The sequence below is a fragment of the Pontibacter ummariensis genome, from assembly GCF_900188175.1.
Taxonomy (GTDB): Bacteria; Bacteroidota; Bacteroidia; order Cytophagales; family Hymenobacteraceae; genus Pontibacter; species Pontibacter ummariensis.
In genome coordinates this window covers 1-20,989 of sequence record NZ_FZOQ01000006.1, presented here as the reverse complement: position 1 = coordinate 20,989, position 20,989 = coordinate 1, and the positions used below count along the sequence as shown (strand labels likewise).

Here is a 20,989-nt window from a genome sequence, read left to right as displayed (position 1 = left end):
GTAAATTAGAATAACTGACTTTTGAAGGATAGAACAGCAAGGCTCGATGCCATCATTTAGTCATTCTACCTTTAACTTTCTGCGGCAACTTTATCTTCCGTTACCGTCAGCTTAAGCGGGTTCTTTACTTTCTCTTTCAGCAAGGCAATCTTCACCACCTCATCCACACGATCTACGAAATGAATGCTGAGACCTTTGATGTACTGTGCCGGAATCTCGTTGATGTCCTTCTTATTTTTCTGGCAAAGAATAACATCTGTTATTCCCGCACGTTTGGCTGCTAAAATCTTCTCTTTAATACCCCCTACCGGCAACACTTTGCCACGAAGGGTAATTTCCCCGGTCATGGCCAGCCTCGACTTCACTTTGCGTTGTGTAAACACCGACGCAATAGAGGTAAAGATGGCGATACCGGCCGATGGTCCGTCTTTCGGCACTGCCCCTTCCGGAAAGTGGATGTGCAGGTCGTACTGGTCGAACAGGCGGTAATCAATCTCCAGCAACTCAGCATGTGCTTTCAGGTAAGAGATGGCCGTCATGGCCGACTCCTTCATCACATCCCCCAGCTGACCCGACAAAGTCAGTTTGCCCTTGCCTTTGCTCAGGATGGACTCAATAAACAGGATGTCACCACCCACAGAGGTCCAGGCTAAGCCCGTCACCACCCCAGCTGTGTCAATGTCCTGGTAGATTTCCTTATCAAAGATCTCCGAGCCAAGGATTTTGACTACATCGTCTGGCTTGATGGTATGCGCATACTCCTCTTCCATCGCTTTCTGCTTGGCGGTGTTACGCACCAGCTGCCCGATCTTACGCTCCAGGTTTCTAACGCCCGATTCGCGGGTATAGTCTTCGATTACTTTCTGGATCGTGTTTTTCGGCAGTTTCACATCGCCTTCTTCCAGGCCATGGTCTTCTACCTGCTTCGGCACCAGGTGGCGCTTAGCGATTTCGGTCTTTTCTTCCATCGTATAGCCTGTAATCTCGATGATCTCCATACGGTCGCGCAGGGCTGGCTGAATGGTATCCAGAGAGTTGGCCGTAGCGATGAACAGTACCTTAGACAGGTCATACTCCACGTCCAGGTAGTTATCCATAAAGGTATGGTTCTGCTCAGGGTCCAGCACCTCTAACAAGGCAGAAGACGGGTCGCCACGAAAATCTGAGGCCAGCTTATCGATCTCGTCCAGGATAATGACTGGATTTGAAGAGCCTGTCTTTTTGATCTGGCTGATGATTTTGCCTGGCATGGCCCCCACATAAGTACGGCGGTGCCCACGTATCTCCGCCTCATCCCGTACGCCACCGAGCGACATGCGCACGTAATTTCGTCCCAAAGCTTTGGCTACAGAGCGGCCAAGCGAGGTTTTACCAACCCCCGGAGGGCCATAGAGGCACAGAATAGGTGCCTTCATGTCCTGCTTCAGCTTTAGCACAGCCAAATACTCCAAAATGCGCTCCTTCACCTTCTCCAGGCCGTAATGGTCGGCATCCAGGATCTTTTTGGTGCGCTTCAGGTTGAAATTGTCCTTGGTATACTCACTCCAGGGCAGGTCCAGCAGGAACTCCAGGTAGTTTACGGCCACCGGGTACTCAGCTGCCTGTGGGTTCAGGCGGCCTAGTTTGTCTATTTCCTTCTTAAAATGCTGTGCTACCGGCTCGGGCCACTTTTTCTTTTTGGCGCGCTCCCGGAAGCGCTCGATCTCCTGGTCGGGACCTTCCTGCCCCAGCTCGTCCTGCAGCACCTTTATCTGCTGCCGCAGGAAATAGTCCCGCTGCTGCTGGTCGATGTCGGTATGTACTTTGGTGTGGATTTCCTGCTTTAGCTCCAGTAACTGAATTTCGCGCAGCATCAGCTCGAGCAACTGTGTTCCCCGCTCCTGCCCGTCGTTCACTTCCAGCAAAGCCTGCTTCTGGGCTACCTCCACGTTCAGGTTGCTAGACAGGAAGTGCGTGAGGAAGCTCGGACTATCAATACTCTCCAGTGCCACCTGTGCCTCTTGCGGTATCTCCGGGTTCAGCTTCAGCATTTTAGCGGCCGCATCCTTTAGCGACTGCACCAGAGCCTTCACCTTCTTATTCTCTTTATCCATCGGTACCTCTTCGCAAAGGCTTACTTTGGCTGTCAGATAAGGGTCTTCCTGCAAAATCTCCTCTACTTTAAAGCGGCTTTGTCCCTGAATAATGATGGTGGTGTTCCCGTCGGGCAGTACCAGCATCTTCAGGATTTTGGCCACCGTACCCACTTCGTAGAGGTCCTCTGCAGTGGGGTCATCGCTACTGGTGTTCTTCTGCGCCACTACTCCTATGACTTTATCACCGCTGTGCGCCTTGCGTACCAGTTTCACCGATTTTTTCCGGCTCACGGTGATGGGTAACACCACGCCAGGAAAGAGCACGGTGTTACGCACTGCCAGTATAGGTAGCTCATCCGGCAGATCCTCCGCCTTCACCTCATCCTCTACCTCTGCCGTTATTACCGGAATAAACTCAGCGTTATCATCGTCGGAAATACTGCTTAAGAGTAGGTTGTGTAAAAAGTGCTTGAATGTATAGTTCATATCTTGTTTAATGCCAATTTGACAGAAAAGCACCTGCTGGTCCCCCACTTTTCTGCACTGCACTAGTATTGTCAAGTCCTGTGCCAAGCTGCCCTGGCTGAAGTTTTGTCGGGAAATAGGTACAAGACTGCTACTATTTTAAAGATCGGTGCCGAAAAATTGCCATCTCACAAAAAATTAGCGCAAAAACAATATCTTTGACTTCAGGTATAACACGTAAGCTGATGAAGCGATCTATCCTGCTTGGTCTGTACTTTCTGCTTTTCCTCCCTTTCCTATGCATGGGGCAAAAGTACAAGCATGTCCCGCTTGAAGCAGGCCCAAGCCAAAAAGTACACAAAAAGAGCCCTAGCCCTGAATTACATCTCGATTTCCCTAATTTAAACAAAATACCCTACTATCGTAACTCCCGGCAGCTTGCCGCCATCCAAAAGCTCGAAAAACGGAAGCGTTATGACCAGGTACTCCCGCTGTTGGAGAAGTACGTGCACAATTTCGGGGTTGAGAACTTTTACAAAGACACTCGCCTGCTCTGGCGTTTAGGCCAGCTGGCAGAGCGACAGGGAGAACTGGAAAAAGCAAAAGCGCTGTACAGGCTCGTACTGAAGCACCATCGTTCCGATGTGCGCCGTGTTGCCTCTTATTACGACTCTTTAGAGCAAAACACGAAAGACTACTATGTGCCGCTAGACTACTACTATGAACTGGTAGAGTACCGTAAATCCGTCACTACCTTTAAGCCACCCAAAGGGGTATACGTAAACATGGGCAAGGCCATTAACTCCTCTTATGCGGACTACGGCCCTACTCTGAGCGACACGAATGCTACTCTGATCTTTACCTCCAAACGGCACATTCACGGGCTAAAGGACCGCTCTAATGAGGACCTCTTCTATAGCAGGCAAATTAATGGGTTCTGGGAAGAAGCGCAGCCATTCGGCAAGCCTGTTAACAGCATTTACAATGAAGGCTCCGCTTACCTGAGCCGTGATGGCCACACGCTTTTTTTCACACGCTGTGAAGCGCGCGACAGCTATGGCAACTGTGATATCTATACCGCCACAAAACAGCCAGACGGCAACTGGGGGCAGATCAAGAACTTAGGCAGCAATGTAAACAGCGAGGCGTGGGACTCTCAACCCACCCTGTCTGCCAATGAAGATACGCTCTACTTCTCTTCTGACCGTCTGGGTGGCTTTGGCCTGTCAGACATCTACTATTCCTACAAAACCAAAAGCGGGGACTGGGCCAAGGCACAGAACATGGGCCCTGTGATTAATACCCGTGATAGTGAAGTCAGCCCTTTCTATCACCCGCTTTACCAGGTATTGTATTTTAGTTCAAGAGGACAGCTCAATAACTTCGGAGACTTTGATATTTACAAGACGTACAAGGTGCAGGGCCACTGGCAGGAGCCACGAAATATAGGGCCCCTGGTTAACGGCCGTGGCAGCGAGTACTATTTTACCATTGATGCCGCCTCCAAAAACCTGTACTACGCCCGCTCTGAAGCCGATGACATTGAGAATCTGGATCTTTTCTCCTTCCCGCTGCCCATGGAAGCGCACCCCTTAGCAGTAACTAAAGTAGTGGGAATGCTAACTGACTCTGTGACACAAAAGCCGCTCTCCGGGGTTATCTCCGTGATAGACCTAGACAACGGCATCGAGATCTCCTCGAAATATATCCGCCCGGATGGCTCTTTTGAATTTAACCTGATCGATAACAGCAACTACCTGCTCCTGATCCAAAGCCCGGACTTCTTTACTATTGAAAAGCAATTACAGCTGCAGCAGGACACAAGCGTCCAGGTTATGACCACCGTTATCGACTACAGCATCCCGCTTGTGTTTAAGAACATTGAGTTTGACCAGAACCAGTCTTCTATTAAGGAGGACATGAAGCCTGTGCTCGATGAAGTGGCTCTCTTCCTGATGGACCACCCCACTTACCGCCTGCAGATTGCCGGTTATACTGACGGCTTTGGGGATCCTAATTTCAACCTCTCGCTTTCCCAGGACCGCGCCGATGCCATTAAGCGCTACATTGAGCGGCAGATTGGTATTCCGGGTACTGACAGCCGCGTGGAGGCAATCGGCTATGGCAGCACAAGGCCTTTGCGGGAGGAGAAAACAGAAGAAGACAGACGTATTAACCGACGGGTGGAATTTAAAATCATCAAGCCGGATAAGGGCCAGTTTTGAGGTGATACGTTACACGCGCCCAGGAAAAGAAGTCTAAACCAAAAGGGCTCAGCAGTTAGCTGAGCCCTTTTGGTTTAAGCTTGAGAGTAGCTTAGAAGGAGACCTTCTTGGCTACCTCCCCCCGCTGCATCATCACGCTTTCTGTTGTCCCCCTGTAGTTTACGTTCACGATGTTCATCTGATCTGAGAACAGTTCTGTAAGTACGGCGTTCTTGACATATAACTGCGGCACAGATGCCTGCTGTACGGGTACTTCCACATACATCCACACCACATCGGCGTCCTCTTCCGAGCCAACAAACTTTTGCTTCAGCGGCTTACCTTTCTCCACCTCAAATACCAGGTTGGCACTCAGGTAATCTGCCAGGTACTTCTTTACCTGTTCCGATGCACTGTAAGTAACGCTGCTTTTGGTCCGGCGGGAGAGCGCAGCCTCCAGGTCATCCATGAATACTTTCACGGCTACTTCAAGGCTCTGCGTGCGCGGGTTAAACTTTACGTCTGTAATGCTGGCATGGTAATCATGCGCTTGAACGGGCTGTGCAAGCATAAACCCCAAAAGCAGCAGGAATCCTAATATTTTAAATTTCATAGTATAAAGGTACAAGGGTTAAGACATATGATCATATCAAAAACAGCACCAAACTCCTTGCACCCTCTCGAAACCAGGGAAAAGCTATTTAGCAGCTGGCAAATCCGATAGCACCTGTCTGGCCATACCCGGCATGCTCTCACTTACAATCCGCTGTACATCGTTGATGTTAGAATGATAAGGGACTTTCACCTTGTTACCCGATACTAGTTTCCCCTTGTTATCATAAATGGAATAGTGCACCAGAAAGTCGCGCTCATAGTTCTGAGCCGCCCTGTCCAGGCAATGCTCGTACACCGTTTTTACCTCAAACTGATTGATGAACACGTAATAGTCGATGCCATACTGGTTATTGAAATAGCTGAAGAACTCCGGGTCTTTTACTTCTACCCCGAAATGCTTGTTTGGGTCCTGGGCTACCGGCACCTCTTCCGGTTCTCTCTGCAGCCCCAGTTTCTCTTTTTGGCGCTGCACCCAGGCTACGGCTCCTACCGTCTCCTCTTCCACTACCTGCGGCTGACGGTTATAACGCGACTGTTTGTTGTCTTGATAACCATAGTTCAGCGACTCGTAGACGCGGCTCAGCTCACTTACACTATCACGGTAAACACCGCCTAGCAAATGAATTGTTTCGTATCCTTCCGGTGCCAGCATGGCATTGAGCCGGCCCCGAAAAATGTGGCGCACGTTCTGGCGAGGAATGTGCGACTGACGCGCTATCTCGTGGTCAGCATCTGAAAAATAGAGGTGTGGGTCGAAGGGGATGACCAATACGCGGCTCTTTGTCTTAAAATCGGCTGTTTTAGGCGCCGGTGCCACTGAAACCGTCGTACTGTTGTTCGATGGTCCTGTTTGGGAAACAGCGGTTGCTTCATTTTTAGTGGTAACAGCGCGCCTTTTAGTACGTCTTTTGGAGGAGGCAACAGCCTTAGAGGCAGAGTCTCCCTGCCCCGTTAGATATAGGGTTTGCCCAATCTGTAATTTATTTCTGTTCCACTTCTGAAGGGAGTCAATCGGCAGGTTAAAGCGCTGGGATAAGCTGTAATAGGTATCTCCTTGCTGTACCATGTACACGCTGTCGCTCAGTAAAGCGACAGCGTGCTGGTTTATGGAAGCCAGCCGGGAAGCAGGTGCTGCTCCAGCGGCATTTTGGATGGCAAAAACGAAAAGAAAAATTAAGCTTGTTAAGGTAGTGCGCTGTACGATGTTCTTCATGAGAGAAATCTTTTGTTAGAAGATTATCTTGAATACATCATTAAAGATAGCAAATGCCATTAAGCCTAACAAAATTACCATGCCCACTTTCTGGGCGTTCTCTAAAAAGTTATCAGAAGGTTTACGCCCACTGATCATCTCATAAGTCAAAAACACTACGTGTCCGCCATCGAGTGCAGGAATGGGCAGGAAGTTCATGAACGCCAGCACCATGGAAAGCATGGCGGTAATGTTCCAGAACTTATACCAGCTAAAGGTATCGCCAAAGATCTGTGCTATACCAATGGGCCCGCTCAGGGACTTAGACGCAGAAACTTCTCCTCTGAAAATTTTGCCAAAGCCTTTCACGTTAGCTGTGATTACCCCAAAGGCCTGCTCTGTACCAAGCGGGATAGCCTCCCCTAAGCTGTACTCGCGGGTTGCAAACTGCAGTAGTTGCACAGGCTGGAAACCAATTGTTCCCTCTTCACTTACCTGTGCCTGTAGTTTGATGGGCTTTCCGTTACGCTCTACCGTCATGGTGACCGTCTTTCCGGCATTCTCCTGCAGGGCCTGCTGGAACTCGTGGAAGAACTTCACACTCTCCCCGTTCACTTTTTCAATGAAGTCGCCTGTTTCCAGGCCTGCTTTGTCGGCTGCGCTGCCCGCTAAAACCTGGCCTACCTTAAAAGGCTGTCGCGGCTGTACAAAGAACATGCGGTCTTCCTTGTCTGCCAACCGATCCATCAGGTCTACCGGTACTTTCAGGTCTACCAGCTGTCCTTCACGCTCTACTGTGTAAAAAGCATTCTGCCCCAGCAATGCGTCCATTGAGTACACATCCTCAAACTTCTCCAGTTGTCTGCCATTTACAGCAACAATTTTATCGCCTGTTTCAAAGCCAATGCCCCGTCCAATCTCATTCGGCACCACGCCGTACTTCACTTCCTTTGCCGGAATATACTGCTCACCATAGTTAAAGGTCAGGGCAATGTAGATGACAATACCCGTGATTACATTCACGATGATGCCGCCCATCATCACGATCAAGCGCTGCCAGGCAGGCTTGGCCCGGAACTCCCAGGGCTTTGGTTCCTCTTTCAGGGCCTCTGTGTCCATGGACTCATCCACCATACCTGATATCTTGACGAAACCACCCAGGGGAATCAGGCCCAACATATACTCTGTCTCACCGAACCTTTTCCCGAAAATTTTAGGCGGGAAGCCGATCGCATACTTCTCTACGCGCATCCCAAACCACTTGGCTGCCAGCATGTGCCCTAACTCGTGCAATCCTACCAGGATTGTCAGGCCCAGAATAAGCTGGCCTACCATTACTAATATATCCATCTACAAAAGAAAAATTTATAATCTTGATTTACCTGAGGGTTAACCAGGCTTTTCTACTTACACTTGCACTCCATCGCCAGCGCACGCGCCTCTCCGTCTGTACTAACATAGTCCTCGTACGAAGGATTCGCAATATACGCAACTTTTGCCAGACAGCTTTCGATCATGTCGGACATGCCCAGGAAGCTTACCTCATCACGCAAAAAGGCACTGACAGCTACTTCGTTGGCAGCATTCAGGATACAGGGCATGTTCCCTCCTTTGGCCATTGCCTCATAGGCCAGCTGCAGGTTCCGGAACGTTTCCAGGTCCGGCTGCTCGAAGGTCAGCTGCGGGTAGTCCAGAAAGCTGAAACGCGGAAAATCTGATTTCAGGCGCTGCGGATAGCCTAAGGCATACTGAATCGGCAACTTCATGTCCGGCAGGCCCAGCTGCGCTTTGATGGACCCATCCTCAAACTGCACTAGCGAATGGATGATAGACTGCGGGTGCACCACTACGTCAATCTGCTCGTTGCGCAGCCCAAACAGCCACTTGGCTTCGATCACTTCCAGCCCCTTGTTCATCAGCGAAGCCGAGTCGATCGTAATCTTAGCCCCCATGTCCCAGTTAGGATGCTTCAGGGCCTGTGCTTTGGTTACTTTTTCCAGCTCCGCTGCCTTATATCCCCTAAAAGGGCCTCCGGAGGCTGTCAGGATGATTTTCTCGATCGGGTTATGGAATTCGCCGGCCAGGCACTGGAAAATAGCACTGTGCTCTGAATCGACGGGGTAAATGTTTACCCCATGCTCCTTTGCCAGGTCGGTAATCAGCTGCCCTGCTACCACCAGCGTTTCTTTGTTAGCCAAGGCAATTTGCTTGCCAGCTTTAATAGTCCTGATGGTGGGCAGTAGTCCGGCATAACCTACCATGGCCGTCAGCACCATGTCTACCGTACCCATTTCCACCACCGAGCAAAGGGCCTTGCTCCCGGCATACACTTTTATATCCTCCCCCTGCAGTGCCTCCCGCACCTGCTCGTACAGGTCTTCCCGCACAATAACTACGGCATTAGGCTTAAACTCCAAGGCTTGCTGTACAAGCAGGCCGGCGTTACTGTGAGCTGTAATTACCTCCAGCTCAAAACTCTCCGGATGGGCTTTTATCACGTCGAGGGCTTGTGTACCGATAGAGCCGGTAGAGCCTAAAATGGCGATTCTCTTCATGGAATGAGTTCAGTACGGACGGCATCAGTCCTAGACCAGCAAAGGCCTAAGAAAAATGCCTACCGTCGCTGTAGTTTGTTTGTTATAATCAATGCTTTATGGCTGTCCCTGCCGTCTTACTTAGCAATAGCCTATCTGCTCGACACAAGGGGTAGAAGAGTTTTAAGCTTCCTTCCTCTTAAAGTTTGGCAACCCCTAGCAAGCCATCAGCCAGCTTGCGGTCGTTACTCAACCTCGGCACTTTGTTCTGCCCACCCAGTTTGCCCTGTGATTTCATATAATCCCGGAAAGTGCCTCTCGGCAAGCCTGTAATCTTTAGTCTCTGCAGAATGTTTCCGGAAATTAAATCGTAGTAGTACGAGTTCAGCTTCTGTAACTGCTGGTCCAGTTCATCCGTGAAGGCCTCCAGATTTTGAGGTTCCCTCGAAAACTCTACCAACCATTCGTGGAAGGATGCGCCTTTGTCCTGGCTCACATGTGGCGCTACGGTAAACTCAATCAGCTCCACAGTAGGGAACTTAGCCATGGTTCGCTGCATCGCCTTCTCCACCTCCTCGCCAATCACGTGCTCACCGAAGGCAGAAATAAAGTGCTTGATACGACCACTCACCACTACCTTATATGGTTTTATGGAGGTAAACTTCACCGTGTCACCAATAGAGTAGCTCCACAGACCGGCATTGCTGCTAATAACCAAGGCATAGTTTACCCCTGGCTCCACCTCTCCAATCGTCAAACGGGTAGGGTTCTCCTTGAAGTACTCCTCTACTGGTATAAACTCATAGAAGATGCCATCGTTTAGCAACAGCAACAGTCCTTTATCCTGCTGCTGATTCTGGTAAGCGAAGAATCCCTCTGAAGCCGGAAAAAGCTCAATGGAATCTACCTCTTTGCCAATCGACTCGAAGAGTTTCTTGCGGTAGGGCTCAAAGTTCACGCCTCCGTACACAAATAGCTGGAAATTCGGGAAGATATCTTTAATGGGCTTGCCCGTCTGCCGCATGAGCTTGTCGAAATACATCTGCACCCAGGGCGGAATACCGGAGATCAGCGTCATGTTTTGGTCTATGGTCTCCTCAATGATCTGATCGAGCTTTGTCTCCCAGTCTTCGATGCAGTTGGTCTGATAGCTTGGCAGCTGGTTCGTGCGCAGGTAACCCGGTACATGATGGTTGGCTATACCCGAAAGGCGGCCAGTCTTAATACCGCCTATTTCCTCCAGTTCCGGGCTGCCCGACAGAAAGATCAGTTTGCCATCCAGAAAGGCGGAGTTTCCGGTTTCGTGTACATAGGCCAGCAGGGCATTGCGGGCCCCGTTGATGTGATTCGAAATGGAATCGGAGGTAATCGGGATGTACTTCGTGCCGGAGGTCGTGCCGGAAGTCTTGGCCAGGTACAAGGGCTTGCCCGGCCATAACACGTCTTTCTCGCCCTGCTTTACCCGGTTAAAGTAGCTGGAGAGCCCTTCATAGTCCCGAACCGGGACGGCTTGTACAAAATCAGCATGCGAGGAAATGGCGGAAAACCCATGGTCACGGCCAAAGCGGGTGGCCTGCGCCTTGCGCACGATACTTTTGAACACTGCCTGCTGCGCCTCTACAGGGTTCTCTATCCAACTTCGATCCTTTTTGTGCACGTATGCAGCCAGAGGCTTGCTCAACAACGCCTTTACACCCATACAATCTCATTTAGTGGCAGGTAAAGATAATTAGTTAATGCTGCAATGCATAACCCTGCAGGAAACATAGAAGTATTACTAACAGGTTTCTAGCCTTGAAATAGAGAAACATCCTTCCAGCGTTTAAGTTATTACTATAATTAACACAGCTAAACCTTAAAGCAAATGAAAAAACACAGAGCACAAGCAAGATGGAACAAAGGCCTGAAAGACGGAGAAGGTGAAGTAAAAACCGGGAACGGCGCTATAGAGTCAAAATACAGCTATGCCTCCCGCTTCGGTGACAGCAACAGCGGTACCAGCCCGGAAGAATTGATCGGTGCTGCCCATGCCGGTTGTTTCTCTATGTTCCTGAGCGCGCTGATGGGAAACCAGGACCTGACGCCTGAGTACATCGAGACAAAGGCCGTTGTTTCGCTAGGCGAGAAGGACGGAGCACCGCTTATCCAGAAAATAGAACTGACGACCGAGGCGAAGGTAGACGGACTGGACGAGAACACTTTCCAGGAACTTGTACAGCAAGCAAAAGCAGGCTGCCCGGTATCAAAGGCGCTTAATGCAGTACCCGAGATAACAGTGGAAGCCAGCCTTGCAAAATAATTGCTATATTGCAAGGCCGTTTCTGGCCAATTATCTGACTTAATATCCTAACAATGGCAGTATCTGGCAGTAGCTCAAGGTCTACCCTGATTGTGCAGCTAAGCCCAACCCGCACCGCGAAGCTCTCCTTTACGGTGCAACTTATCCTCACAGTCTTTTGGCTGGCCTGGGTTATAGCGCTTTTGCTCTCTAGTAATCCGGAAAGCAGCCAGAGCTTCATGCACTATATTTTCCTGGGTTTGGGGCTTGCCTTCCTGGTGTACATCATACTACAGAATACTTCTGTTTTTGGTGTGCAGTCCTACATTGAGGTAACGCCGCAGTACATCGTGCAAAAGTTTGGTGTTTTCCGGAAAAAGCAAGTCATCCCAATTCCCGAGATAGAGCAAGTGTACATTTCGCCCCTGGCTCTCAGGGTGACAAGGAAGGACGGCGCGAAGGTGTACCTGGATCTGAAGCAGGTGCGCAAAAAACGTGACATGGAGAAAATAAAGGCAAAAGTACGTCACATGGCCCCCGAACACGGCTATGTGGTAACAAATGCTACGAATCAGCGCTCTTAGTTAGCTTAAGAACATTATAAAAAAAGCGGAGGCGGTACTTGTACAAGTACCGCCTCCGCTTTTTTATGCTATACATCTAAAGGCTGCTTAGCCTGCCTTAGATTTAAACTTCTTCTGTAACTCCTGAATACTTACTTTAAACTTCTTATCGGTATCTATGAGGTCAGACACCGTTTGTACAGAGTGAATAACTGTACTGTGGTCACGGCCACCAAAATGGTAACCGATAGACTTGAGGGAATGGCTGGTAAACTCTTTGGCAAAATACATCGCAACCTGGCGCGCCGTCACAATCTCTTTCTTGCGCGTTTTGGCCTTCAGCGAGTCCAGGCTTACCTGGAAGTACTCGGCCACGGTTTTCTGGATGAAGTCGAGGTTTACCTCTGTTTCTACATCCTCTATGATATGCTTCAGGGCCTGCTTGGCAAGCTCCAAATCAATTTCCTTGCGGTTGAGCGATGACTGCGCAATCAAAGAGATCAACACGCCCTCCAGTTCACGCACGTTGGTATCCACGCTGTAGGCCAGGTACTCCACCACGTTGTCCGGGATATCGATGCCATCGCTTTGCATCTTCTTCTGGATGATGGCCATACGCGTTTCAAAGTCCGGGCTCTGCAGGTCGGCTGTCAGACCCCACTTAAAGCGGGACAGCAAACGCTCTTCCAGGCCCTTGAGGTCGCGTGGCGGACAGTCAGAGGTCATCACGATCTGCTTGCCGGACTGGTGCAGGTGGTTGAAGATGTGGAAAAACATCTCCTGCGTTTTATCCTTTCCGCTCAGGAACTGCACGTCGTCAATGATCAGGATGTCCACCAGCAGGTAAAAGTTAGCGAAGTCCTGCACATTATTCGTCCGCACCGATTCAATGAACTGGTTCACGAATTTCTCGGAGGAAACGTACAGCACGAACTTCTCCGGGTCGCTGTTTTTGATGTGGTTGCCGATGGCCTGCACCAGGTGCGTTTTTCCCAGTCCTACCCCACCGTATACCATTAAAGGATTAAAGGAGGTGGTACCGGGCTTGTTGGCCACCGCAAAACCAGCCGAGCGGGCCAGGCGGTTACAGTCTCCCTCAATATAGTTCTCGAAGGTATAAGCCGGGTTCAGCTGCGAATTCAGGAAGTTGCGGTCGATGGTCTTCGACTCGAAAGGGCTCTTAATAAAGCTCTGCTCGGGCTTATAAGAGTTAACAACCGCAGCGGGTATTTTCTTTGTAGGGATATTAACCGTCTGCGGCTTGTTTACCTCGTTGCCGCGGTCTACAATAATAGAGTACTCGAGGCGCCCCTCACTCCCCAATTCCTGGTAGATGACCTTTTTTAAGAGCTGCACATAGTGCTCCTCCAGCCATTCGTAAAAGAACTGGCTGGGCACTTGTATGGTCAGTACGCTGTCGCGCAGGGATATAGGCTTTATTGGCTCGAACCAAGTCTTATAACTCTGTTCGCCAATATTGTCCTTTATAACCTGCAGGCAGTTACTCCATACAGTTGAACAGTCTTTGATCATCCAATTTTCCAAAGCTCATTAAGATTCGTTTGGTGAAACAAACCTCTCCTTTATCGGCAGGCGGGTTACAAATTTGATTAAATATCTGTAAACAAAAAATTATTTTTTCACGAAGATGTTACAGGTCTGTTTACCGGCAAAAGTGCGGTTCTCATATCTGTTCTTCGCTTTGAGTTTTTATTGAATGAGAAGTCTATACGGCCTAAAAACAGGCCTGACCACCCCACCTGATTTATCAGGGTTTCATGGCCGCTGGCATGCCGGATAAGCTCCGGCAGCTCTAAAAAGGTATGGGTGTGCCCACCTAAAATCAGGTCAATTCCTGCTACCTGTTTTGCTAGCTTAATATCATCAATTTTTTCTTCCTGATAACTATAGCCCAAGTGCGAAAGGCAAATAATTAAGTGACATTTTTGTTGCTGCCGTAACTCCTGTACCATTTCCCGCGCCACGGCTACCGGATCCTGGTAAACTGTCTCCCCAAAGTTGTTCTTGCTCACCAGTCCCTCCAGCTCTATGCCCAGGCCAAACATCCCTATGCGCAGGCCCTGCTTCTCAAAAACCTTGTAGGGCTGAAAGCGCCCCTTCAGAATGGTATCAGAGAAATCGTAGTTGGCGATCAGGAAGGGGAACCGGGCATGTGGCAACTGGCGCTCCAAACCAATAAGTCCGTTATCGAAGTCATGGTTTCCGAGGGTGGCCGCATCGTACTTCATGTCGCTCATCAGCTTAAACTCCAGCTCTCCGTTAAAGAAGTTGAAGTAAGGCGTGCCCTGCCAGATGTCCCCGGCATCAAGCAAAAGCACATTGGGCTCCTCTTTCCGGATCTGCTCTACCAATGTGGCCCGCCGCGACATGCCCCCCATGCCGCCGTACTTGCGCCCATCATCCGGGAAGGGCTCGATGCGTGAGTGCTGGTCATTGGTGTGCAAAATCGTCAGGTTTATGCTTTGAGCGGCCTCTGCAGAAAAAGGCAAGCCCACCAGGCTAAGCCCTGCCGCCCCTACTGCCGTTGTTCTAAGGAAATCTCTTCTGTTCATTTGGTTTTCTTATGGAAGGACGGTCACGCGCATGGTCGTGTCTGCGCCAATAGCCTGCCCTTTGGCGGTTAGCTCCCGGATCTGCTCTATGATGGCATCCCGCATCATCAGGCCCACCTTCTCCGTCTTTAGCGCGTTTTTAAACATACTCAGGTTATCCCCGCCTCCGGCCAGGTAATCAGAGGTAACAAGGGTATAGTTCTGGTCTAGCTTCAGCGGCTCTTCGCCAATCCTGATGTCCATTGCCTTGCCATCTTTCACGGTATAGGTGGCGTTGGCAACAGGGGCATACTTGGCTTCGGCGGCCACATCGAAAAAAGCTTTCACCGTATGGCCATCCAGTGTCAGCACCACCAGTTCGTTCTCGAAGGGCATCAACTCAAAAATTGTCCCCATTTCCACGTAACCCATCGGGATGGGAATTCGCAAACCTCCGTTCGTGGTGGTGGCCATGTCAATCTCCCCCTCGTAGCGCTCGCGCGCCTGTGCCAGCATCAGGTCTACCACGAAATTACCCAGTGGCGACTGGTAGTCCGCCGTGCCCAGTTCTACAGGCGCTCTACCAATAATCTCAGCCATCTTTTCGGTTACCTGCTCCCGGTAAGGCGCTATCCGGGCCTCCAGTTCCGGATCCGGAACAATCGTTTTTTCAACGGGTACATCTGTCGTTTCCAGATTGGGGGAAGCTACCCAGGCGCGCTGACAGGAGGCAAGGCTAAGGAGAAGTAATAAAGCGCTAATACTTTTAGAAAAATATCGGGTCATTCTGGTTAATGAGGTTCCAACATCAAGTAGTCTGCCTCTGCAACATTAACCCAAGGGCTTAGGTTCTACACAAAATTCACTTCTTACGCAGCAGTATAAGTAGAACCCATTTTACATATAAATATATTAACAAATCATATTAGTTATATGTATATTATGTCTGAGACACTTTACCCTCCTGCCCATGAAGACAAAACTCATTATCAGCATGTTAGTTCTACTGTTACAACCACTGTTCGTAGAGGCCTTGCACCTATACAGTGGCTACATCAGCTATACAGTTGATGCACAAAATCCGCGTCAGTTTAACTTCGTCTTAACACTCTATACCGACATGAGATCTAGTGCTGATGATCCGGTTGTAAGTGTTCAGATGGGTGATGGGAACACGTTGGATATTTCTAACCGTAAGGTTACACGCTACAGTCAGCTGTATGACAGAGAAACCTTTACCTGGAGCTACATCTACTCCAGCCCTGGTAACTATACTGTTTCCTGGAGTGGAATTAACCGTAATTCTGGTGTTATCAACTCACCGGAAGATGTTGAAACGCAGTCCATGTACATATACACTAAGGTAAAAGTAGAAGCTTTGACGGAAAACAAGAACGGAGTTAAGCTAGCTGGCATCCCCATTCTTGAGGCTTATACAGGAGAACCAATGACGTATAACTTATTAGCCTACGATGCCGATGGCGACCGATTGACATACGACCTAGTACCGCCGAAGCATAAAACACAAGAAGGAGTTGTAAGTTACCTGCCAGGTTACCAATTCCCCCAAGGGCTTAGAGTAGACAAGTTTGGGGAGTTGCAATGGGATAATCCTAGTATTAAAGGACCCTATATTGTTGCTCTGCTTGTAACGGAGTGGCGTGGGGATAAGGTATTAGGCTCTATGGTTGTGGATATGACTCTTAACGTAACGGAGCGTAGCCGTCAACCAGAGCTAACACTTCTGAACAGAGACCGCCTCAACTTGAGTCAAAATGACGGCTCTGTGCTGGCGCGGCCCAACCAGCCTCTTAAGCTAGAATATCTCCTACGCAACAGTCCTGACCATGACCTACCGCTAAGTGCCCGGCAATATGGTGAGCTAGACACTTTAAACCTACCCAACACTACACTTGCTGTGCGAGACACAACCGAGGGTTTGGCCGTTACCCTCACCTTTACCCCTACCTCTGAACTGCAACGTCAGGAGCCTTACCTGATAGGGGTGCGGGGCAGAGCTGGAGAAATATCTTTTGGAGAGGTTTCTAGCTCCTATCTCGAATTCGATTGGGGCTTTACCTATGTTTATGTAGGGGAGCAGCTCCCCACAGCAGCTGAAGATGAACTGACGAAAGCAGGTTTTACACTATATCCCAATCCTGCCACTAATAGGTTTGTGATAGAAGCTCCGGAAATGCCTGCGATGCATCTGCAACTGTACAACGCAACCGGAAAAGCAGTCGGCTCCCTCACCTTAAAGCCGGGGAAAAACACGATAAACAAATCTCCCAAAATGTCCAGCGGTTTATACTTTTATACCATTAGCAGCCGCCAAAAACCTATAGGCAGCGGCCGACTAGTCGTACACTAAACAACAAAGGCAGCCGAAATGGCTGCCTTTGTTGTTTTGGTAGTGTTATGCTTACGAGCTCTTGCCTTTGCTGTTCATGTAGTCCAGCGTCAGGTTAGTAAGCGTTTTCACGCCTAGCTTCAGGCCACTTTCGTCTATAAAGAAGTCAGGCGTGTGGTGGGGTGCTGCCGTAGCAGGGTCTTGCCCTTTCGGCATACCACCTACAAACACGTACAGCCCCGGAATCTTCTCCTGGAAGAAGGCAAAGTCCTCGGCACCTGTCACGGCTTTGGTCAGGATCACGTTCTCCTTACCAGCTGTGGCTTGCAGCGTAGGCAGCATCTTCTGCGTTAGGGCTGGATCATTGTAAGTGACAGGCGTTTGCGGAATGAACGACACTTCTGCAGTAGCCCCGGCGCTCTCCGCAATCTTCGTGGCCGTCAGGCGTATCTTCTCGTGTATCTTCTGCTGCATGTCCGTGTTCAGTGTGCGGATCGTTCCCTCCAGGTGCACCTCTTCCGGGATAATGTTGTTACGCACCCCACCGTGGATCATACCAACTGTCACAACAGCTGCGTCTTCCAAGAGCTCTGTCTGGCGGCTGATGATCGTCTGCAGACCATTGATGATCTGTGCGGAGGTTACGATCGGGTCGACCCCGTTCCAGGGATAAGCCCCGTGTACCTGCTTGCCGTTTACCTTAATGCGGAAAATATCCGCACTGGCCATAGTCCCCCCCGGGCGGTACTTGATTTGGCCAACCTCTGTCTGCGAGTTGATGTGCAGGCCGAAGATCACCTCCGGCTTGGGGCCTTTTTCCAGCACCCCTTCCTTCACCATCAGCTTGGCACCACCCTCCTCGCCTACCGGCGATCCCTCCTCGGCTGGCTGGAAGATAAACTTGACAGTCCCAGGCAAGTCCTTCTTCATGCTGGCCAGCACTTCGGCTGCCCCCATCAGCATGGCAATATGCGTGTCGTGACCGCAGGCATGCATCACGCCTACCTCCTGGCCATTATAAACGCCTTTCGCCTTCGAGGCAAAAGGTATATCGGTACGCTCGGTTACAGGCAAGCCGTCGATGTCCGCGCGTAATGCCACGACAGGTCCCGGTTTACCGCCTTTCAGCACGCCAACCACGCCCGTTTTAGCGACACCCGTTTCTACCTCCATACCCAGCTTTTTAAGGTGTGCGGCTATTTTGGCTGCTGTTTCTTTCTCCTGGTTGCCCAGTTCCGGATGCTCGTGGAAATCACGGCGCCACTCTATTACCTTGGGCTCCACTTTATCGGCCAGGGCGCTGACTTTCGCTAACTGCTTGCTGTTCTGAGCCAGTGCAGGCACAGTCAGTAATCCGAATCCAAGCGCAGAAAGCAGGGTACGCTTGGCTAAAGTATAGTTCTTACTCATGTGTCTTGTGTTTGGGTGAAGCTTTGAAGATAATGAATTTTCAAATTGTGAAAGAGAATTTTAAGAACCTTGGTTCCTAATATCAGAGTGATGTTAAAGAAGTTCCACGCTATGGAGCAATTGGAAAACTGGTACACGCTTATCCAATTCTTTCCTCATCTGCGTTTCACAGCCCCTGGCTCTCTGCTCGCCTCGCCGGCTAGGCCTCCTTATCTCCTTGATAAGGCTGGATATGAGGCCGCCAGTTCTTCAAAGACTAGAGTCTAACACTGCCTGCAATGCAAACAAAGAACAAAGGTTTATGCTACTGCTTGAACTTACTTAAATCAGGGCTGTACTTCCTTTCTCGTTTCAGTTCATGGTCGTAAATGATCTGCCCTACCTCTTTAAAGAAAGGATACCCAACTTCCTCGTACTCGTACTTGTTGTCGTTCAGCACCCCGTCGCTGTTCACGTAGATCACGGCTGACAGCATATACTCCACCTTGTTCTTAAAATCAACCACATAAGAAGCGTCTGTCAGGAAGCCATAGGACCAACCCGTTTTGTTGAATACCCGCATGTAGTCCGGTATCTTGCTTTTGTCCGCCCGGAACATGAAGAACTTTGTATAGCTGTCGAAGAACTCATTGGTATCGTAGGACGGGTAGTCGCTCTCAAAGGGGAGCTTGGCCATGTACTCATAGAGGAACGTGTAATCTTCATGGCTTAGGTTAAAGCGCTTTTTGGCTGGCACTGACTCCGGAAACATCACAGACTGCAATAGCTGCTGTAAGTCCTGCAGGGGCAGCTGGTTATGAGTCGTAAAGTCAATCGGCTCATGAATCAGTTCATCGTCCCAATTATAATGTGCCTTGCCAACATGAATGGTTTTACTGAAGTCGAAGTTTGCGTTGCTTCGAACGGCAGCCTGCGCATACAGTACTTTATCCTGCTGCATAAAACGGACTGGGTTTGTCCAGCGGTTCTCCTCTTCCGACATTGGGGTAAAACGACGGGTAATGCGCACGTCCTTATAGCCTTTCTGCCACAGCCCCTCGTTCAGCGTTTGCTGCCCCACCCATTCATACAAACGGTTGTAGGCATCGTTATCACTTACCAGGAACACTTTCTTGATATAATGGGCAATGGAAGGTAAACCGTTTTCAGCCGTTGAATCGGATACCACAGCAGTTTGCTTGCTAAAGGCACTGTCTGTGAGCATGGCCGTGAACTTGTCCACTCCTTTTAGCTGTAGCGTATTGAGCTTCTCCAAAGCCATGAGGGCTGTGGGCAACTTCACCGTAGAAGCAGGATTGTGGTACCTGTTGCGGTCGACGTTAAAATAGTGATGCTTAAAGTGAGGCCGGTTGTGCTTATCACGGTTAATTTCGGTATAAATGATCTGGTACTGGAAGGTATCCGGCTGATTGAGCACCTGCTGTAGAAGCGGCGATCCTTGGGACCGCAACAGGTCCTCTAACCAGCGGTCACCTTTTGTCTGAGCGTTAACAGTAGCAAAGGCCGAACCGATAAGACAGCAAGCAGCTAGCAGTAAGGGAAGTTTCATGTATACATCTGTTGATAGTGGCTCCCTAATATATAGAATTATAAACTTACTTAACAGCGCCCCTTGCTCCTGGCAAGAGCTACTGTGATGCATAATCATCCAACGCCTTTCATACTCCCTTTCTTTGCTCTGGGCCAGCACAGCTTCCTGCTTCTTCCGTACAGCTTTTGGCTCTCAGCTGTGTTTCTTTTACAAAAGCCCGCCCTACTTTAATTCAAATTCAAGTATATTTGAAAACACTTGACTAATTAACGGAATGCTAAAGGAAGAACGGCAGGCTTTTATCATTAAGCAAATAAACCTGCACAACAAAGTCCTTTCATCAGACCTGAGCGCTCAGCTTAATGTTTCTGAAGATACCATCAGGAGAGACTTACATGAGTTGGCCGAGGCCGGTAAGATTTTAAAAGTACACGGCGGGGCCTTGTCCAAGTCCTTTCATTACCCCTTTCAGGAGAGCGAGACATACGCCAAGGAAGCCAAGAAAGAAATAGCCCGAAAAGTACTTCAGCTGGTTCAGGACGAGATGGTGCTGCTGGTTGGCGGTGGCACGACCATGATTGAGGTGGCCCGCATGGTACCGGAAAGCCTCAAGTGTACTATCTTTACGGTAAGTCCACTTGTGGCCCTGGAATTGGCCGAACACCCTAACGTAACAGTTATCCTGATCGGCGGGCAACTATCAAAGAACTCGCACATTAGTTTTGGTGCCCAGGTCATCAACCAGCTCTCGGAGATCCGGGTAGATCTCTGTATTCTGGGCACGAACGGCCTCTCTCTTTCGGAGGGGGTAACAGATTCAGATTGGGAAGTGGTACAGGTAAAAAAGGCCATGATCAAATCAGCCAAGAAAATAGCGATCATGGGCATCGCTGAAAAACTGGATTCTGTGCAGAACATGAAAGTCTGCAACTTAAACGCAGTACACTACATGGTAACGGACGTGGAACCATCCAGTCCTGCTTTAAGGGAATACGCCAAAGTAGTCACGGTGCTTTAACCCGGTATAGCCTGCACTCTCTTTGCTCTTACATTGAGGCAAAATAAAAAGGGGGCGTTTCAACAGAAACGCCCCCTTTTTACTACCTGTCAATGCGTTGTTAAAACTTCCACCGCACAAAGGCCTCCATCGCCTCATACTCGGCCAACCCCAGTCGGTCATATGATCGGGCAGTCTCACTGGTCCGTTCTTCGGCCCGCAC

General features: G+C 49.7%; 16 protein-coding genes and 1 pseudogene. 5 read left to right on the top strand and 12 right to left on the bottom strand.

All coding sequences use genetic code 11. The annotated features are described in order from the left end of the window. Window positions 1-71: 71 nt before the first annotated feature. Window positions 72-2,561, bottom strand: a complete 2,490-nt coding sequence (gene lon, locus CHB92_RS08070) for an endopeptidase La (protein WP_089318887.1) — start codon at window positions 2,559-2,561, stop codon at window positions 72-74. A gap of 224 nt (window positions 2,562-2,785) precedes the next feature. On the opposite strand from lon, the gene CHB92_RS08065 reads away from it, so the two are divergent. After that, the gene (locus CHB92_RS08065) at window positions 2,786-4,765 is read left to right on the top strand and encodes an OmpA family protein (RefSeq protein ID WP_089318690.1); all 1,980 of its coding nucleotides are present in this window, start codon (window positions 2,786-2,788) and stop codon (window positions 4,763-4,765) included. A 91-nt stretch (window positions 4,766-4,856) separates the two neighbouring features. Here the strand turns inward: CHB92_RS08065 and CHB92_RS08060 are convergent, their stop codons facing one another. The 5 genes from CHB92_RS08060 to CHB92_RS08040 all read right to left on the bottom strand — a co-directional run bounded on the left by CHB92_RS08060 (window position 4,857) and on the right by CHB92_RS08040 (window position 10,784). Beyond that, a complete protein-coding gene (locus tag CHB92_RS08060) occupies window positions 4,857-5,357 on the bottom strand; it encodes a DUF6702 family protein (RefSeq protein ID WP_245842376.1) in 501 nt (166 codons plus the stop codon). An 84-nt stretch (window positions 5,358-5,441) separates the two neighbouring features. Then, window positions 5,442-6,572, bottom strand: coding sequence for a LysM peptidoglycan-binding domain-containing protein (locus tag CHB92_RS08055; protein ID WP_089318689.1), 1,131 nt, complete (start codon window positions 6,570-6,572; stop codon window positions 5,442-5,444). A gap of 15 nt (window positions 6,573-6,587) precedes the next feature. Then, complete coding sequence (rseP, locus tag CHB92_RS08050) at window positions 6,588-7,901, bottom strand: RIP metalloprotease RseP (RefSeq protein WP_089318688.1); 1,314 nt, start codon at window positions 7,899-7,901, stop codon at window positions 6,588-6,590. Window positions 7,902-7,954: 53 nt separating this feature from the next. Then, a complete protein-coding gene (locus tag CHB92_RS08045) occupies window positions 7,955-9,106 on the bottom strand; it encodes a 1-deoxy-D-xylulose-5-phosphate reductoisomerase (protein WP_089318687.1) in 1,152 nt (383 codons plus the stop codon). Between the two features lie 178 nt (window positions 9,107-9,284). Next, on the bottom strand, window positions 9,285-10,784 hold the full coding sequence (locus tag CHB92_RS08040; protein WP_089318686.1) for a GH3 auxin-responsive promoter family protein: 1,500 nt from the start codon (window positions 10,782-10,784) through the stop codon (window positions 9,285-9,287). A 165-nt stretch (window positions 10,785-10,949) separates the two neighbouring features. On the opposite strand from CHB92_RS08040, the gene CHB92_RS08035 reads away from it, so the two are divergent. Together CHB92_RS08035 and CHB92_RS08030 are read left to right on the top strand one after the other, a co-directional pair. Then, the gene (locus CHB92_RS08035; protein ID WP_089318685.1) at window positions 10,950-11,384 is read left to right on the top strand and encodes an OsmC family peroxiredoxin; all 435 of its coding nucleotides are present in this window, start codon (window positions 10,950-10,952) and stop codon (window positions 11,382-11,384) included. 53 nt (window positions 11,385-11,437) lie between these two features. Further along, complete coding sequence (locus tag CHB92_RS08030) at window positions 11,438-11,947, top strand: hypothetical protein (RefSeq protein WP_089318684.1); 510 nt, start codon at window positions 11,438-11,440, stop codon at window positions 11,945-11,947. Between the two features lie 87 nt (window positions 11,948-12,034). On the opposite strand, the gene dnaA is transcribed toward CHB92_RS08030, so the two are convergent. The 3 genes from dnaA to CHB92_RS08015 form a co-directional block, all read right to left on the bottom strand. Next, window positions 12,035-13,459: a chromosomal replication initiator protein DnaA gene (gene dnaA, locus CHB92_RS08025; protein WP_089318683.1), complete on the bottom strand. Its 1,425-nt coding sequence runs from the start codon at window positions 13,457-13,459 to the stop codon at window positions 12,035-12,037. A 107-nt stretch (window positions 13,460-13,566) separates the two neighbouring features. Next, window positions 13,567-14,499 carry a metallophosphoesterase gene (locus CHB92_RS08020; RefSeq protein ID WP_089318682.1) on the bottom strand — a complete coding sequence of 311 codons (933 nt, stop codon included), beginning with the start codon at window positions 14,497-14,499 and terminating at the stop codon, window positions 13,567-13,569. 9 nt (window positions 14,500-14,508) lie between these two features. Next, entirely contained in the window at window positions 14,509-15,264 is a 756-nt protein-coding gene (locus tag CHB92_RS08015) for a 5'-nucleotidase C-terminal domain-containing protein (RefSeq protein ID WP_089318681.1), read from the bottom strand. Between the two features lie 184 nt (window positions 15,265-15,448). On the opposite strand from CHB92_RS08015, the gene CHB92_RS08010 reads away from it, so the two are divergent. Further along, window positions 15,449-16,849 (top strand): T9SS type A sorting domain-containing protein, encoded by a 1,401-nt coding sequence (locus CHB92_RS08010; protein ID WP_089318680.1) that lies wholly within the window; start codon window positions 15,449-15,451, stop codon window positions 16,847-16,849. Between the two features lie 51 nt (window positions 16,850-16,900). Here CHB92_RS08010 and CHB92_RS08005 read toward each other — a convergent pair whose 3' ends face one another. Next, window positions 16,901-18,238 carry an amidohydrolase gene (locus CHB92_RS08005; RefSeq protein WP_089318679.1) on the bottom strand — a complete coding sequence of 446 codons (1,338 nt, stop codon included), beginning with the start codon at window positions 18,236-18,238 and terminating at the stop codon, window positions 16,901-16,903. Between the two features lie 304 nt (window positions 18,239-18,542). Then, window positions 18,543-19,787 carry a serine hydrolase gene (locus tag CHB92_RS08000; RefSeq protein ID WP_089318678.1) on the bottom strand — a complete coding sequence of 415 codons (1,245 nt, stop codon included), beginning with the start codon at window positions 19,785-19,787 and terminating at the stop codon, window positions 18,543-18,545. A gap of 256 nt (window positions 19,788-20,043) precedes the next feature. Between CHB92_RS08000 and CHB92_RS07995 the strand changes: the two genes are divergently transcribed. Beyond that, entirely contained in the window at window positions 20,044-20,787 is a 744-nt protein-coding gene (locus CHB92_RS07995; protein ID WP_089318677.1) for a DeoR/GlpR family DNA-binding transcription regulator, read from the top strand. Between the two features lie 100 nt (window positions 20,788-20,887). On the opposite strand, the pseudogene CHB92_RS26440 reads toward CHB92_RS07995, so the two are convergent. Beyond that, window positions 20,888-20,989: pseudogene (locus CHB92_RS26440) on the bottom strand (PIG-L family deacetylase); the annotation flags it as partial.

Coding starts and splice junctions, on each gene's coding strand:
- CHB92_RS08065 (WP_089318690.1), top strand. CDS start 2,786: ATGAAGCGATCTATCCTGCTTGGTCTGTACTTTCTGCTTTTCCTCCCT.
- CHB92_RS08000 (WP_089318678.1), bottom strand. CDS start 19,787: ATGAAACTTCCCTTACTGCTAGCTGCTTGCTGTCTTATCGGTTCGGCC.
- CHB92_RS08040 (WP_089318686.1), bottom strand. CDS start 10,784: ATGGGTGTAAAGGCGTTGTTGAGCAAGCCTCTGGCTGCATACGTGCAC.
- CHB92_RS08010 (WP_089318680.1), top strand. CDS start 15,449: ATGAAGACAAAACTCATTATCAGCATGTTAGTTCTACTGTTACAACCA.
- CHB92_RS08035 (WP_089318685.1), top strand. CDS start 10,950: ATGAAAAAACACAGAGCACAAGCAAGATGGAACAAAGGCCTGAAAGAC.
- CHB92_RS08055 (WP_089318689.1), bottom strand. CDS start 6,572: ATGAAGAACATCGTACAGCGCACTACCTTAACAAGCTTAATTTTTCTT.
- CHB92_RS08020 (WP_089318682.1), bottom strand. CDS start 14,499: ATGAACAGAAGAGATTTCCTTAGAACAACGGCAGTAGGGGCGGCAGGG.
- CHB92_RS08045 (WP_089318687.1), bottom strand. CDS start 9,106: ATGAAGAGAATCGCCATTTTAGGCTCTACCGGCTCTATCGGTACACAA.
- lon (WP_089318887.1), bottom strand. CDS start 2,561: ATGAACTATACATTCAAGCACTTTTTACACAACCTACTCTTAAGCAGT.
- CHB92_RS08030 (WP_089318684.1), top strand. CDS start 11,438: ATGGCAGTATCTGGCAGTAGCTCAAGGTCTACCCTGATTGTGCAGCTA.
- rseP (WP_089318688.1), bottom strand. CDS start 7,901: ATGGATATATTAGTAATGGTAGGCCAGCTTATTCTGGGCCTGACAATC.
- CHB92_RS08015 (WP_089318681.1), bottom strand. CDS start 15,264: ATGACCCGATATTTTTCTAAAAGTATTAGCGCTTTATTACTTCTCCTT.
- CHB92_RS08060 (WP_245842376.1), bottom strand. CDS start 5,357: ATGAAATTTAAAATATTAGGATTCCTGCTGCTTTTGGGGTTTATGCTT.
- dnaA (WP_089318683.1), bottom strand. CDS start 13,459: ATGATCAAAGACTGTTCAACTGTATGGAGTAACTGCCTGCAGGTTATA.
- CHB92_RS07995 (WP_089318677.1), top strand. CDS start 20,044: ATGCTAAAGGAAGAACGGCAGGCTTTTATCATTAAGCAAATAAACCTG.
- CHB92_RS08005 (WP_089318679.1), bottom strand. CDS start 18,238: ATGAGTAAGAACTATACTTTAGCCAAGCGTACCCTGCTTTCTGCGCTT.